The following is a 12,855-nucleotide window of genomic DNA, read 5'->3' on the forward strand; positions in this document are numbered from 1 at the left end:
AAACCCGCTTCTTATGAACCTTGTTCTTGCCTCCGCCAGCCCGTTTCGATCCGCCCTGCTCAACAATGCGGGACTGGAATTTGAGGCGGTGGCGGCCAAGATCGATGAACGGGCGGTGGAACAGCCATTGCTGGAAGCCGGTTTGCCCCCTGCCGATATCGCTGAAGTGCTTGCCATCGCCAAGGCTGAAGATGTCAGCGCAAGAAATACCGGCGCGCTCGTCATCGGAAGCGATCAGGTGCTCTCCCTTGACGGCGAAATCCTGCACAAGGTTGCCGACATGGAAGGCGCCCGCCGCCGCCTGCTGCAACTGTCGGCAAAGACCCATCATCTCGATTCTGCGATTGCACTGGTTCGCGATGGCGAGGTCTTGTGGAGCCATGTGGAACGGGCAGCACTTACCATGCGATCGCTCTCGCCGGAATTTGTCGGCCGCCACCTTGCGGAGGCCGGTGATACGATCCTTTCCAGTGTCGGGGCCTATCAGATTGAAGGCGTCGGAATTCAGCTGTTTGAGAAAATCGACGGCGATTTATTCACCATCATGGGGCTTCCCCTGCTTCCGCTTCTTGCCGAACTGCGGCGCCAGGCCGCCCTGGAGGGTTGACCCGGATGCCGGCTTCCCCCGAAAAATCGGAAAATATCTCTCCTGCAGCCTTTGTCTGCGGCTGGCCGGTTCAGCATTCTCGATCTCCTCTGGTGCATCGCTATTGGCTTGCAGAACACCATCTTGCCGGAAGCTATGAGAAAGTACCGGTGGAACCGGGAACCCTTGCCGCTTTCTTTGACCGTATCCGGCAAGGTGAATTTGTCGGCGGCAACATAACGCTTCCCCACAAGGAGGATGCGCTGAAACTGGCTGATGCAGCTGACGATGCAGCAAAGGCAATCGGCGCAGCCAATACTGTCTGGATGGAAGCAGGAACCTTGAGGGCGACGAATACCGACTGGATCGGGTTTGTTGCCAATCTGGATGAACAGGCACCAGGCTGGGACCGGGCCGATTCCGGCGGTGCTTCAGTCCTGGTTGTGGGAGCCGGTGGCGCAGCGCGAGGCGTAATCTACGGCTTGCTTCAACGGGGTGTTAAATCGGTACACATCGCCAACCGTACCATCTCCAAAGCTGCAACTCTCGCCAATGACTTTGACGGCAATCTGACTGCGCTGCCGCTGGGCGATGTCGCTGGACTTGCCGAATCCGTCGATCTGGTGGTTAACACCTCCAGCATGGGCATGCGCGGCCAGCCGCCGATGAGCGAGGACGTCATCAACATCATCCCCTATCTGCCGGGCCATGCAGTGGTCTGTGATATTGTCTATACACCGCTTGAAACCCCATTGCTTGAAGCGGCGGAAAAAACCGGCCTCACCACCGCAGATGGATTGGGAATGCTCTTGCACCAGGCCGTGCCCGGTTTTGAAAAATGGTTCGGCGTGCGGCCGAAGGTATCTGAAAAACTGCGTGATCTCGTCATTAGCGACCTGCCGGGAGATACCGGGTGATAATTTTGGGTCTCACCGGTTCCATCGGCATGGGCAAGACCACCACGGCGCAGATGTTCCGCGACGCGGGTATTCCCGTGCACGATGCCGATGCGGCCGTGCATGAACTGTATGCCGGCAGCGCCGCGGCGCTGATTGAAACCGCCTTTCCCGGCACCGTCAACAACGGCGTGGTTGATCGCGCCAGCCTGGGCAAGAAAGTGATCGGCAATCGGGAAGAAATGAAACGCCTTGAAGCGATCATTCATCCGCTCGTCGCTCAAATGCGCGACCGTTTCCTGCAGGAAGCTGCCGCAAGCGGTGCCAAACTGGCTGTACTGGACATTCCGCTTTTGTATGAAACCGGCGGTGAAAAATACTGCGATCATGTGGTGGTGGTCACCGCGTCTGAGGAAATACAACGTGCCAGGGTACTCGCCCGCCCGGAAATGACCGAGGATAAGTTCCAGGCGATCCTTGAAAAACAGGTTCCCGACGCCGAAAAGAGAAAACGGGCCGACTTCATCATCGATACCGGCCAGGGCCTTGATGCGGCAAGACGACAGGTAGCCGCCATCATCAAGCAGCTTGTTGGCCGCTGAATCAGCCGGATTGAAACCAGGGCAGGACCGATGCGCGAGATCATCTTCGATACCGAGACAACCGGTCTGAAACCGGAAGACGGTGAACGGATCATCGAAATCGGTGCGGTCGAATTCGTCAACCGCATGCCATCCGGCCGTACGTTTCACAAATATGTAAACCCGGATGGCCGAAAGGTGGATCCGGGTGCCTTTGCAGTGCACGGCATATCCGATGGGCAACTCGCCGGCGAGCCGACCTTTGCTGAAATTGCCGGCGAATTTCTGGAATTTATTGAAGGGGCAAACCTGGTTGCCCACAATGCGCCCTTCGATATCAAGTTTCTCAATTACGAACTGGCCCGGCTGGATCATCCCCCGATTGCGCCCGACCGCGTGGTTGACACCCTGGACATCGCCCGGCGCAAGCATCCCATGGCACAAAATTCACTCGACCGCCTGTGTGAGCGCTATGGTATCGATAATCGGCACCGCACCCTGCACGGCGCTTTGCTTGACGCCCAGCTTCTGGCAGAAGTCTATATCGAATTACTGGGGGGCCGGCAGGTCAGCCTTGAACTGACGGTTGAATCAGAAGACCAGTCTGAAGATACCGGCCCTGCCGAAGACTTGACCCTCGCCGACTTGAAACGTCCGGCACCGCTGGCGCCGCGTTTGACGGAAAAAGACCGGTCAGCGCACCGCAAATTCGTCGAAACCCTCGGCGAAGATGCGATCTGGAACCGGTATTCGTAAAGCTGGACGGCCTTAGGCTGTATCGACTTTTAGGTTTCGGACGCGGCGCGAGACGGATTTCGCTCTGGCAAGGCGAAAAATCCATCCATTCAAACTGCTTCCAGCTAATCAAGACACGCTCTAGGCCTTCGCTTCGGGAGTTTCACCGGTTTCTTGCGCCTGGGCCATGCGCGCCTGATAAAGACGGGCAAAATCCACCGGATCGATCATAAGCGGCGGAAAGCCGCCATTGCGGGTGGCATCCGAGACGATCTGGCGTGCAAAGGGAAAAAGAAGCCGCGGGCATTCGATCAGAATGGCCGGGTGCTTTGCTTCATCGGGAATGTTCACAAGACGGAAAATTCCGGCATAGGAAAGGTCAACGTTAAACACCATGTCCTTGCCCTGTCCGGCCTTTGCTTCCAGATGGAGCACCACCTCGAAATCGGTTTCCGACATGGGATTGGCGTTGACGTTGATATTGATGTTGATTTCAGGCTGCTTTTCCTTTGGCAGCAGGGAATTGGGCGAGTTCGGATTTTCGAAGGAGAAGTCCTTGATATACTGTGTCAGCACACTGAGCGAAGGTGCTTCGCCATTACCCTGAACAGCAGCTTCACCATTGCCGTTTTCGGTGTTCTTCTTGCTCGTTTCCTTCTTCGCCATTGCGGCCCCCGGTATGTTGGTTTCTGCTTGTTTGCGGCCACCCACCGGCCGCAGAAGCCTGTTGGTCAAAATCGACCTGTGCGCTATCACGTCCTCTGGATGGAAACAAGGCGCGGCAGTCGAAACCCATATGAGTTCATGACCTAAGGTTTGCGCCAGGGAGAGGTTTTTTCCTCGCCGCTTCCATCCTCGACCGCTCCGTCATTTTGGCGATCGTGGGATTCATAATCCTCAGGATCAAGGTCATACACATTATCGCGGCCGTTGCGGCTCCCATTTTGGCCTGTTTTGCCGAATTGGCCGGCAAATCCGTCCATTGACCCGGTAAAGCGGATGCGGGTTGCCGCCCAGCTCCAGATCAGATCGCGAAAAGGCGGAAAAAAGAGCAGAAAACCCAGCGAATCGGTAACGAAGCCCGGCGTCAGCAGCAAGACACCTGCCACAAGGATCATGGCGCCGTGGCCCAATTCGCGGCCCGGCACTCGCCCGGCATTGGTTTCTTCCCGTAAACGGTTTACTATCTGGAAGCCCTGAACCCGCAGCAGGATGGAACCGAGAATGGCGGTTGCCAATATTGCCGCGAAGGTCCAAAGCACACCTATCTGCCCGCCCACCAGGATAAACACGGCGATCTCGGCAGCAGGTATGGCAAGCAGCAAAAACGGAATCAGGGAAAATGGCATGGAAAGGCTCCGGGGATTTTGACGAATTACTGCCCTTGAAAAAGGGCAAATCCGGACTAATGGTTCAAACCGTGGCAGGTGTTGCTAACAGGCTTGCTGTTATATGGGCTTGAAGCGGCCCAATTTCACTCACTGCTTTGAATCTTCCACCACAGGGCTTATATCAGAACAAGCCCGATGGCTCACAGGACGGGAAAGCAAACGCACATGTCCGATTTTTTCGACACAACCACCATCATTACCATCGTCATCGCGGTGTTTGTGCTATTGCGTCTGCGTTCAGTGTTGGGCCAGCGCACCGGCAATGAACGGCCGCCGTTCGAACCTTACGAAATCGACCGCCGCACCAAAAGTGCCAAGCCGGTTCGGGACAAGGCGGACGATGCCGACTCGGGCGACGGCAAGGTTGTTCCCCATCCTGCAATGAAGGACGGATCAGCTGTTGAAAGCGGCGGTGCGGCAGCCATCGACGCTTATGCAAAACCGGGCACCAAGCTTAACAAGGGTTTGAAGGAGATTCTCCAATACGATTCCGGCTTCGATCCGCAGGGCTTTTTGTCGGGTGCCCGGATGGCTTATGAAATGATCGTGTCGGCATTTGCCGATGGTGATCGCAAAACCCTGAAGGGGCTTTTGTCCCGTGAGGTGTATGACGGGTTTGCCGAAGCTATTTCCGATCGCGAAAGCCGCGGTGAGCAGGTGCGTTCCACTTTCGTGGGCATTGAGGAGGCTGCAATCAAGTCAGCCGGGGTCGTGAACAACGATGCCCAGGTGACGGTTTCGTTCACCAGCCAGATTATCTCGGCCACCCTCGACAAGGATGGCAATGTCATTGACGGCGATACCGATCAGGTTGCTGAAGTCCGCGACATCTGGACCTTTGCGCGCGATGTGCGCTCCGGCGATCCGAACTGGAAGCTGGTGGCGACCGAATCTGAATTCTAGGCTTGTGACTGACGTCAAACCTTCAAAACGGGAAAAAGTCATCAGCGCCGGCATATCCGGTGGCAGGTGACCAATTGTGGTGACGGATCCCGTTTTCGAGCCGGTAGCATTTTCAGATATTCCCGCCTGGCAGAATGATGATCATTCAGCTGCCATGGCGGCGTTCCGGGTTTCCGCCGAGAGAATGGCGAAGCGACCCTATACGACAAAACGGTTCGGTGCCGAATCGGCCCTGCTGGCCGCAGCTGCTGCCCGCGCTTTGTCACTGAGCAATGACGAACTGCCGGGCGGTGATGCCTGCCGGGCATTTTTTGAAACCTGGTTTGCGGCCCACCGCTTGAGGCTGGATAATGCTTCTGGCCATGACTTTGACGGATTTGTAACCGGTTACTTCGAACCGGAAATCGAGGTTTCCGGTGAGTATAGCACGCAATTCCCCGTGCCGATCCTGAAGCGTCCGCCGGATCTTGTTGAGATCGACGATACCACGCGCCCTTCCGGCCTGCCTGATGATTTCTTTTTTGCCCGCCAAACACCTGCCGGCCTGGGAGAATATTACGACAGGGCTGCCATCGAAAACGGCGCATTGAACGGCGCGGGCCTTGAAATGTACTGGTGCAAAAGCCGCATCGAGCTCTTCTTCGTGCAGATTCAGGGGTCGGCAAAACTGCGCCTGCAAGATGGCTCCCGCGAGGAGTCCATTGTGCGCATTTCCTATGACGGCAAAACCGGCCATCCCTTCACCGCCATCGGCAGGCTGTTGGTTGAGCGCGGTGAACTGGATGCTGAAAGCATCAGCATGCAGAAGATACGGGCCTGGCTGGAAACACATCCCGATCAGGCAACTGCGCTGATGCAGAAAAACCGGTCCTATATCTTTTTCAAGACGATCGATCATCCAAAACCCGATCTGGGTCCGGTTGCTGCTGCGGGCGTTCCGCTGACGCCGATGCGGAGCCTTGCGGTCGATCATCGCCTGCATACCTTCGGAACGCCGGTCTTCGTGGAAACGCGAAAACCGCTTCCAGGCGACACTGAACCGTTCTCGTCCCTGATGATCGCCCAGGACACGGGCTCAGCCATCGTCGGCCCGGCCCGGGGTGATTTGTTCATCGGATCAGGTGCCCGCGCAGGTAAAACAGCCGGTTCCATCAAGCATCCGGGCCGCTTTACCATATTGCTGCCAAAGGCTGCCTCGGGTTAACACCGAAAGCATGAAAAAAACCGGTAACAGCGAAACAAGGCCTGCCCGCCGCAGTCTCAGCGAAGCTGAAGCGGCACTTTGGCACCAGGTGGCAAAAACCGTTACACCAAACCGCAACAGGCCGGCCGGCCCATCCGCCGCTGGCGATCTGCCGCCGGATTTAACCGCTAGCAAAAAACCGGATGTGGAAGGAACACCATCGCCAAGGGCCGTTTCGGCACCATCCTATACGCCACTTCAATCCCGGCCCGCCCCCTCCGGCACCGGAATTGATGATCGCACCGCGCGCAAGGTTCTTAAGGGCAGGCTTGCGATCGAAGCCCGCATTGATTTGCATGGCATGACCCAGTCACAGGCGCACCACCGGCTGATTTTCTTTTTGCACCAATGCCATGGTGAGGGAAAACGCATGGTGATGGTCATTACCGGAAAGGGCCGGTTGAGCGGCGGCATCCTGCGCCAGATGGTTCCCCACTGGCTGCGCGAACCGCAATGTGCTGCCTATGTCTCGGCCTTTCGCGAAGCCCATGTTTCCCATGGCGGGGAAGGCGCGCTTTATGTCCGCCTGCGGCGAAACCAGAACCGGGGAAGGAACGGATCATGACGCCGTTCGGCAGAAGGGTCCGAGAGCTGCGTGCAGAACGCAGCATTACCCAAAAGCAGATGGCGGCAGATCTGGGCGTTTCGGCGGCCTATCTTTCCGCGCTTGAAAAGGGCTACCGGGGCGCGCCGAGCTGGCAGTTCGTCCAGCGCATCATCACCTATTTCAACATCATCTGGGACGATGCAGAAGAACTGCAGACGCTGGCCCGCACCTCCCATCCGCGCGTCATGGTCGATACTGCCGGCCTGTCGCCCGAAGCGACGGAACTGGCAAATCTTCTGGCTGCCTGCATCGGGGAACTCGGCCAGAAGGATATTCTGGCAATCATCCATGAAGTCCGCTCAAGGGCCAGCCGCGGCAAGTAACCTGCCGATACAACCTACTGGACCAGCGGAAGCAGTTCGTTGAGCTTGTCATTGACGAGCCAGCCGTAATAGTTCTCTTCCGGCATGACGGAAGGGTCGGTTTTTCGTTTTTCCGCCAGCGTTCTTGCCCGGTCCACCACATCGCCGAGATTATATAGCGTTGCCGTCAAACCGGGGTTTCCGGAAATATCGACGCCCGCATGATCGCGATAGGCGTCGATCGCGATTTTCAGAACCGCGGCCATATAGTCGAGTGTCGAATCAGGCGCCATGATCGCCGCATAAACCTCCGGCGCATTGTCGGGGTTGAGTTTCTTCCGCCTGGTTACCTCAGCCACCATATCGGTTGCCCGCAAGGCTGTCAGGGGATTGAGCTGGCCCAGCCCGAAAGTCTGGCCGGCATAAAGCGGCTGAAAAAACACTTTGCTGAAGCGGTCGTTTGGAAACCGGGTGCCGCCAATGGTTTTTCCGGCAAATTCGGTCTGCCATACTTCCTCGCGGCAGTTCCACAGTTCATAACTGCCGGTAATGCCCGAACAGCGGGAAAATTGCGGGCGCTGGACGAAATCGCTGACGGCTTCACCCTCGAACTGGAACTGAATGGCAGATTTCAGATAGGACGCCGCCTTGACGAAATAGGTTTGAAAATAGTCGAGCGCATCGACATTGTAGGTGTGCTCGCCGACCAGCGCGCCGACGATGTGAATCGGATCGATACCGAACCTGGCAGCGGATTTCTCGATCTGCCTGCGCAATTTCCGGTCGGATGCGATCAGATCGCGAATCTTGCGGTATTTTTCCTCAAAACTGCCTTTGGTGGCCCGGGTACGCGAAATCGAACCGCTGGGAATGGGCGGTTGCACAACATTCCGGTTTCCAGGTGGCGCGGGAACGGCAGCCGCCACGGCCGGGCCCTGCCACAGGACGAACACCGCAAGAAATACAGCAAGAAACGGCGAAATGCCCAAACGAAACATTGGCAAGGGGTCCAAAAAGCGTATCGAAAACAAGCCTTAGCAAGCATCAAGCGCCGGAGTCGAGGCTCCATAACGGCCCGCGCCGGAAATCGGCGGTGCCAGCCAGCGTTTCCGGCTCAAAGAATATACCTGCTCAGATCGGTATCGCCTGCGATATCCTTCAACTGGTCTTTCACATATTTGGCGTCGACCTTGTAGCTGTCGCCGCTTTTTTCCGGTGCGTTGAAGGAGATGTCGTCGAGAACACGCTCCATCACGGTTTGCAGCCGTCTTGCCCCGATGTTTTCTATCGACGCGTTGAGATCGACGGCGATTTCCGCGAGGGCATCAATCGCATCCTCCGTGAATTCAAGTTCCACCTCTTCAGTGCCCATCAGCGCTATATACTGCTTGATCAGGCTTGCTTCCGGCTCGACCAGAATGCGTTTGAAATCATCCTTGTTGAGTGCCCTCAATTCAACGCGGATGGGCAATCGCCCCTGCAGTTCGGGCAACAGATCGGAGGGCTTTGCCACGTGAAAGGCTCCCGAGGCGATGAAGAGAATGTGGTCGGTTTTCACCGCACCATATTTGGTCGCCACCGTCGTTCCCTCCACCAGCGGCAGTAGGTCGCGTTGCACCCCTTCGCGTGAAACGCCGCCGGAAACCCGGCTTTCGCCGACAGCGATCTTGTCGATTTCGTCGAGGAACACGATCCCGTTGTTTTCCACCATCTGAACCGCTTCACTGGCGACCTGCTCCTGGTCGAGCATCTTGTCGGATTCCTCTTCAACCAGGATTTCATAGGATTCGGCTACCGTTGTTTTCCGTTTCTTGGTGCGTCCGCCGAAGGCTTTTCCCATCAGGTCATTGAGGTTGAGAACGCCGATCTGCCCGCCGGGCATGCCTGGAATATCCATTCCCGGGCCGAGCGGATTGGATGTGTCCGCCACATCGATCTCGATCTCCTTGTCGTCAAGCTCACCGTCACGCAGTTTCTTGCGAAAGGAATCGCGGGTGGCCGGACTGGCATTCGAACCGACCAGCGCGTCCAGTACCCGTTCCTCGGCGGCAAGATGCGCCCGTGCCTTCACCTCTTCGCGCTTCTGCTCCTTGATAAGCTGAATGCCGACCTCGATCAGATCCCGGATGATCTGTTCAACGTCCCGCCCCACATAGCCGACCTCGGTAAACTTGGTTGCCTCCACCTTGATGAAGGGCGCATTCGCAAGCCTGGCAAGCCGCCGCGATATCTCCGTCTTGCCAACGCCCGTCGGCCCGATCATCAGAATGTTCTTGGGCAATACCTCTTCGCGCAAGGCACCTTCAAGCTGCTGGCGCCGCCAGCGGTTGCGAAGCGCAATGGCAACCGCACGCTTTGCATCTTTCTGGCCGATGATGTGCCGGTCGAGTTCGGAGACAATCTCGCGCGGGGAAAAATTGGTCATAAATCTACCTGTCAAAAATTGCGGAGTGGTTCAAAATGCTTGGCATGTGCCATGGCTTCCATCGATCCGGTATTCCATAAGGTGCACACTTGGGAAGCTGTCTGCCAGACCGGGAATGGGTTCAAATCCGGCCTTTTCATAAGCTCGGATCGCACGCCTGTTTCCCGGGTCGGGATCGATGATGATGCGTGTATGCCCCTGCTGCACAAGTTGCTCTGCAAATGTGGAAAGCACGAGGCTGCCGATGCCTTTGGAAAGATCACGCTCACTGCCTATGGAAAGGTCGATGCCGATGGTATTCGCTTCCAATGACATCACCCAGGGCTCCTGTGTTTTCCATGGCTCGCACTGACTGTCGCCGATGAACCAGTATTGAATGTAACCGGTGTCAGTGCCATCGACAGAAAATATGTATGGCCGTGTACTGTCGCGGCCTTCGACCATATCCCGGATGTATTGAAGCTCGATATCGGGATCACCCCACCATTCGCGCCAATGGTCCTGGCGCATCCAGGAGGAAAGCAGGTCATGGTCCGCCTCTGTTACCGGGCGGAAGTGAATGCTTACAGCTCGCTTTGCCGGGACCATCGGTCAGCTCGCCGCGTCCATGCTTTCAACGACCAGATTGTCGTTGGTGTAGATGCAGATGCTGGCGGCGATCTCCATTGCCTTGCGGGCAATGGCTTCTGCTTCAAGTTTTGAATCGGAGAGTGCACGGGCGGCGGCAAGCGCATAATTTCCGCCGGAACCGATTGCCATGATACCGCCTTCGGGCTCCAGCACATCGCCATTGCCGGTAACGCAAAGGGTAGTGTCCCTGTCGGCGACCAGCATCATGGCTTCCAGATTGCGCAGATACTTGTCCGTACGCCAGTCCTTGGCAAGTTCCACACAGGCCCGCATCAGCTGGTCCGGATATTGCTCTAGCTTTTTTTCAAGCCTGTCGAGCAGGGTGAAGGCATCGGCGGTTGCTCCGGCAAATCCGGTCAGCACCTGTCCGTCCTTGCCGATCCTGCGAACCTTGCGGGCATTACCCTTGATGACGGTGTTGCCGAGACTAACCTGTCCGTCACCGGCGATCACCACCTTGCCGCCCTTTCTGACGGTGACGATGGTGGTGCCGTAAATGGTTTCGGGGCGGTGGTTTTCGATCATGCTTTCTCTCCGGTGTCGCCCTTATGTATGTGTTTTGGTTGGGGTTGCAACCTGATGATCGAAGCTCCCCGTTATGGCTTTCGTAAGATTGCGATGGTATAGCCGCCCTGTAAATCATCTGGTGTAAATCATCTGGTGCAAATTCTTCAGCACGGACGGAATCCGCCATGCCAAATCCGGCGAAACGAAGCGCCAAGCTTGCGCGCAAGACCAATGAGACCGACATCAAGGTCGAGATCAATCTCGACGGAACCGGAAAATACGACATTGAGACCGGCGTCGGATTTTTCGACCACATGCTGGAGCAGCTTTCGCGCCATTCGCTAATTGACATGAAAATCCGCGCTGCTGGCGATTTGCACATCGATGACCACCACACGGTGGAAGACACAGGGATTGTCCTGGGACAGGCCATTGCCAGGGCGCTTGGCGAGCGCAAGGGCATCAACCGCTACGCCTCCATCGATCTTGCCATGGACGAGACGCTGACACGTGCCGCGCTGGACGTTTCCGGCCGGCCCTATCTTGTCTGGCAGGTGGCCTTTTCCAGGCCGAAGATCGGTAGTTTCGATACCGAACTGGTTCGCGAATTCTTCCAGGCGCTGGCCCAGAATGCAGGCATCACCCTGCACGTCGCCAATCACTATGGCGACAACAACCACCATATTGCCGAAACCTGTTTCAAGGCGGTGGCGCGTGCGTTGCGCGTGGCAATCGAGGCCGATCCGCGCCAGAAGGGGGCAGTCCCCTCCACAAAGGGCACACTCACCGTATAGGCAGTCAGCCCGTAACATCTGGCCACATCTCGTACCAAACGGCTTTTCTTTGTGCCGGACAGGCTCTAAACAGGCCGCTGAGGATATCCGGTTCAGGTTGTTCGGCATGGCCGTCTACGAAGTCTACATTCCACCTGCAGGCAGTAAGGTCGGCAATTCCGCCGCCAATGCCCGTTATGTGGCCGATCGCGTATCAGTGCTGGCCCTCATCTTTCCCTTTATATGGCTGCTCTGGCACCGCCTTTGGTTCTGGCTTGCCGTCTATCTTCTGGTTGCCTTTTTTCTGAGCACGCTGGGTACCACAAACCTTGCCATCCTTGGTGCTGCGCTGACCTTTTTGCCAGGTCTTTATGTCTATCTGGAAGGGCCGAACATGATCGCCGGCAAGCTCGAATATCAGGGCTGGCAGTTGGCGGGACTGGTTGAAGCCGCAAACGAGGATGCCGCCGCAGCGCGCTGGCTTGAGCGGATGGAAACAACACCACAAGCTGCATCTCCGGCTCGTACGAGTGAGACCCCTGTGCCACCGGCTTCTGCCAACTGGCGGCCGGCCAGCGCAACGGACCGGCCGGAATTCGGACTGTTTGCAGAAGATTGAGGGCATGAAGACAGCCATTATCGACTATGGGTCCGGAAACCTTCATTCCGCTGCCAAGGCGTTCGAACGTGCGGTGCGCGATCGCGGCCTGAGCATGGATGTGCTCGTTACCGATGATGCTGAAACCGTGCGAAAAGCTGACCGTGTCGTCCTGCCGGGTGTCGGTGCCTTTGCCGATTGCCGCGCCGGTCTTGATGGCGTCGAGGGCATGGTTGCGGCGCTTCATGAAGCGGTGATCGAAAAGGCAAGGCCGTTTCTGGGCATATGTGTCGGCACCCAGTTAATGGCTGAGCGGGGCATGGAGAAAGCCGTTACACCGGGCTTCGGCTGGATCAGTGGCGATGTGGTGCGCATGGAGCCCGCCGATCCGAAGCTGAAGATACCCCAGATCGGCTGGAACACGCTCGATGTTTGCCGGGACCATCCGCTATTGGCAGGCATTCCCACCGGCCCTGAAGGCTGGCATGCCTATTTCGTCCACTCCTACCATATTGCAGCGGCCCGGTCTGGCGACGTGATCGCTACCACCGGATATGGTGGCCCGGTCACCGCCATCGTTGGCCGCGACAATCTGGTTGGAACGCAGTTTCACCCGGAAAAGAGCCAGAAGCTGGGTCTTTCCATGATCGCCAACTTTCTGGAGTGGAAGCCGTGAAA

17 protein-coding genes are annotated in these 12,855 nt (G+C 57.0%); 11 read left to right on the forward strand and 6 right to left on the reverse strand.

Annotated features, from left to right (window positions below; translation table 11 throughout):
- Nucleotides 1-13 precede the first annotated feature (13 nt).
- The 4 genes from BVL55_RS15595 to dnaQ are packed head-to-tail and all read left to right on the forward strand — an operon-like array spanning nucleotide 14 to nucleotide 2,819.
- Nucleotides 14-607, forward strand: coding sequence for a Maf-like protein (locus BVL55_RS15595; protein WP_075997665.1), 594 nt, complete (start codon nucleotides 14-16; stop codon nucleotides 605-607).
- A gap of 5 nt (nucleotides 608-612) precedes the next feature.
- Nucleotides 613-1,503 (forward strand): shikimate dehydrogenase, encoded by an 891-nt coding sequence (locus tag BVL55_RS15600; protein ID WP_075997666.1) that lies wholly within the window; start codon nucleotides 613-615, stop codon nucleotides 1,501-1,503.
- Complete coding sequence (coaE, locus tag BVL55_RS15605) at nucleotides 1,500-2,084, forward strand: dephospho-CoA kinase (RefSeq protein ID WP_075997667.1); 585 nt, start codon at nucleotides 1,500-1,502, stop codon at nucleotides 2,082-2,084. Before BVL55_RS15600 ends, coaE begins: the two co-directional genes overlap by 4 nt.
- 30 nt (nucleotides 2,085-2,114) lie before the next feature.
- The gene (gene dnaQ, locus BVL55_RS15610) at nucleotides 2,115-2,819 is read left to right on the forward strand and encodes a DNA polymerase III subunit epsilon (RefSeq protein WP_075997668.1); all 705 of its coding nucleotides are present in this window, start codon (nucleotides 2,115-2,117) and stop codon (nucleotides 2,817-2,819) included.
- A 120-nt stretch (nucleotides 2,820-2,939) separates the two neighbouring features.
- On the opposite strand, the gene secB is transcribed toward dnaQ, so the two are convergent.
- Both secB and BVL55_RS15620 read right to left on the reverse strand, forming a co-directional pair.
- Nucleotides 2,940-3,464 carry a protein-export chaperone SecB gene (secB, locus tag BVL55_RS15615; RefSeq protein WP_075998233.1) on the reverse strand — a complete coding sequence of 175 codons (525 nt, stop codon included), beginning with the start codon at nucleotides 3,462-3,464 and terminating at the stop codon, nucleotides 2,940-2,942.
- A 143-nt stretch (nucleotides 3,465-3,607) separates the two neighbouring features.
- Nucleotides 3,608-4,147, reverse strand: coding sequence for an FxsA family protein (locus BVL55_RS15620; protein WP_075997669.1), 540 nt, complete (start codon nucleotides 4,145-4,147; stop codon nucleotides 3,608-3,610).
- A 207-nt stretch (nucleotides 4,148-4,354) separates the two neighbouring features.
- Here BVL55_RS15620 and BVL55_RS15625 point away from each other — a divergent pair, with 207 nt between their 5' ends.
- The 4 genes from BVL55_RS15625 to BVL55_RS15640 all read left to right on the forward strand — a co-directional run bounded on the left by BVL55_RS15625 (nucleotide 4,355) and on the right by BVL55_RS15640 (nucleotide 7,265).
- Nucleotides 4,355-5,092 carry a Tim44/TimA family putative adaptor protein gene (locus BVL55_RS15625; protein ID WP_075997670.1) on the forward strand — a complete coding sequence of 246 codons (738 nt, stop codon included), beginning with the start codon at nucleotides 4,355-4,357 and terminating at the stop codon, nucleotides 5,090-5,092.
- A gap of 79 nt (nucleotides 5,093-5,171) precedes the next feature.
- Nucleotides 5,172-6,296: a murein transglycosylase A gene (gene mltA / locus BVL55_RS15630; RefSeq protein WP_244530539.1), complete on the forward strand. Its 1,125-nt coding sequence runs from the start codon at nucleotides 5,172-5,174 to the stop codon at nucleotides 6,294-6,296.
- A 10-nt stretch (nucleotides 6,297-6,306) separates the two neighbouring features.
- On the forward strand, nucleotides 6,307-6,900 hold the full coding sequence (locus tag BVL55_RS15635; RefSeq protein ID WP_075997672.1) for a Smr/MutS family protein: 594 nt from the start codon (nucleotides 6,307-6,309) through the stop codon (nucleotides 6,898-6,900).
- Nucleotides 6,897-7,265 (forward strand): helix-turn-helix domain-containing protein, encoded by a 369-nt coding sequence (locus BVL55_RS15640; RefSeq protein ID WP_075997673.1) that lies wholly within the window; start codon nucleotides 6,897-6,899, stop codon nucleotides 7,263-7,265. Before BVL55_RS15635 ends, BVL55_RS15640 begins: the two co-directional genes overlap by 4 nt.
- Nucleotides 7,266-7,279: 14 nt before the next feature.
- Here the strand turns inward: BVL55_RS15640 and BVL55_RS15645 are convergent, their stop codons facing one another.
- The 4 genes from BVL55_RS15645 to hslV all read right to left on the reverse strand — a co-directional run bounded on the left by BVL55_RS15645 (nucleotide 7,280) and on the right by hslV (nucleotide 10,824).
- Entirely contained in the window at nucleotides 7,280-8,242 is a 963-nt protein-coding gene (locus BVL55_RS15645) for a DUF1402 family protein (protein WP_075998234.1), read from the reverse strand.
- 116 nt (nucleotides 8,243-8,358) lie between these two features.
- Nucleotides 8,359-9,669, reverse strand: a complete 1,311-nt coding sequence (hslU, locus tag BVL55_RS15650) for an ATP-dependent protease ATPase subunit HslU (protein ID WP_075997674.1) — start codon at nucleotides 9,667-9,669, stop codon at nucleotides 8,359-8,361.
- 30 nt (nucleotides 9,670-9,699) lie between these two features.
- The gene (locus BVL55_RS15655; protein ID WP_244530540.1) at nucleotides 9,700-10,179 is read right to left on the reverse strand and encodes a GNAT family N-acetyltransferase; all 480 of its coding nucleotides are present in this window, start codon (nucleotides 10,177-10,179) and stop codon (nucleotides 9,700-9,702) included.
- Between the two features lie 81 nt (nucleotides 10,180-10,260).
- Nucleotides 10,261-10,824, reverse strand: coding sequence for an ATP-dependent protease subunit HslV (gene hslV / locus BVL55_RS15660; protein WP_075997676.1), 564 nt, complete (start codon nucleotides 10,822-10,824; stop codon nucleotides 10,261-10,263).
- 167 nt (nucleotides 10,825-10,991) lie between these two features.
- On the opposite strand from hslV, the gene hisB reads away from it, so the two are divergent.
- From hisB to hisH, 3 genes are all read left to right on the forward strand, one after another.
- A complete protein-coding gene (hisB, locus tag BVL55_RS15665) occupies nucleotides 10,992-11,600 on the forward strand; it encodes an imidazoleglycerol-phosphate dehydratase HisB (protein WP_075997677.1) in 609 nt (202 codons plus the stop codon).
- 106 nt (nucleotides 11,601-11,706) lie between these two features.
- Nucleotides 11,707-12,198, forward strand: a complete 492-nt coding sequence (locus BVL55_RS15670; protein ID WP_075997678.1) for a DUF2628 domain-containing protein — start codon at nucleotides 11,707-11,709, stop codon at nucleotides 12,196-12,198.
- A gap of 4 nt (nucleotides 12,199-12,202) precedes the next feature.
- Nucleotides 12,203-12,853, forward strand: a complete 651-nt coding sequence (gene hisH / locus BVL55_RS15675; RefSeq protein WP_075997679.1) for an imidazole glycerol phosphate synthase subunit HisH — start codon at nucleotides 12,203-12,205, stop codon at nucleotides 12,851-12,853.
- Nucleotides 12,854-12,855: the final 2 nt, after the last annotated feature.

Source organism: Salaquimonas pukyongi (assembly GCF_001953055.1).
Taxonomy (GTDB): Bacteria; Pseudomonadota; Alphaproteobacteria; order Rhizobiales; family Rhizobiaceae; genus Salaquimonas; species Salaquimonas pukyongi.

Excerpts from the sequence above, each read along its gene's own strand:
- BVL55_RS15595 (WP_075997665.1), top strand. The coding sequence starts at position 14 with ATGAACCTTGTTCTTGCCTCCGCCAGCCCGTTTCGATCCGCCCTGCTC.
- BVL55_RS15600 (WP_075997666.1), top strand. The coding sequence starts at position 613 with ATGCCGGCTTCCCCCGAAAAATCGGAAAATATCTCTCCTGCAGCCTTT.
- dnaQ (WP_075997668.1), top strand. The coding sequence starts at position 2,115 with ATGCGCGAGATCATCTTCGATACCGAGACAACCGGTCTGAAACCGGAA.
- secB (WP_075998233.1), bottom strand. The coding sequence starts at position 3,464 with ATGGCGAAGAAGGAAACGAGCAAGAAGAACACCGAAAACGGCAATGGT.
- BVL55_RS15620 (WP_075997669.1), bottom strand. The coding sequence starts at position 4,147 with ATGCCATTTTCCCTGATTCCGTTTTTGCTGCTTGCCATACCTGCTGCC.
- BVL55_RS15625 (WP_075997670.1), top strand. The coding sequence starts at position 4,355 with ATGTCCGATTTTTTCGACACAACCACCATCATTACCATCGTCATCGCG.
- BVL55_RS15635 (WP_075997672.1), top strand. The coding sequence starts at position 6,307 with ATGAAAAAAACCGGTAACAGCGAAACAAGGCCTGCCCGCCGCAGTCTC.
- BVL55_RS15640 (WP_075997673.1), top strand. The coding sequence starts at position 6,897 with ATGACGCCGTTCGGCAGAAGGGTCCGAGAGCTGCGTGCAGAACGCAGC.
- BVL55_RS15645 (WP_075998234.1), bottom strand. The coding sequence starts at position 8,242 with ATGTTTCGTTTGGGCATTTCGCCGTTTCTTGCTGTATTTCTTGCGGTG.
- hslU (WP_075997674.1), bottom strand. The coding sequence starts at position 9,669 with ATGACCAATTTTTCCCCGCGCGAGATTGTCTCCGAACTCGACCGGCAC.
- BVL55_RS15655 (WP_244530540.1), bottom strand. The coding sequence starts at position 10,179 with ATGCGCCAGGACCATTGGCGCGAATGGTGGGGTGATCCCGATATCGAG.
- hslV (WP_075997676.1), bottom strand. The coding sequence starts at position 10,824 with ATGATCGAAAACCACCGCCCCGAAACCATTTACGGCACCACCATCGTC.
- hisB (WP_075997677.1), top strand. The coding sequence starts at position 10,992 with ATGCCAAATCCGGCGAAACGAAGCGCCAAGCTTGCGCGCAAGACCAAT.
- BVL55_RS15670 (WP_075997678.1), top strand. The coding sequence starts at position 11,707 with ATGGCCGTCTACGAAGTCTACATTCCACCTGCAGGCAGTAAGGTCGGC.
- hisH (WP_075997679.1), top strand. The coding sequence starts at position 12,203 with ATGAAGACAGCCATTATCGACTATGGGTCCGGAAACCTTCATTCCGCT.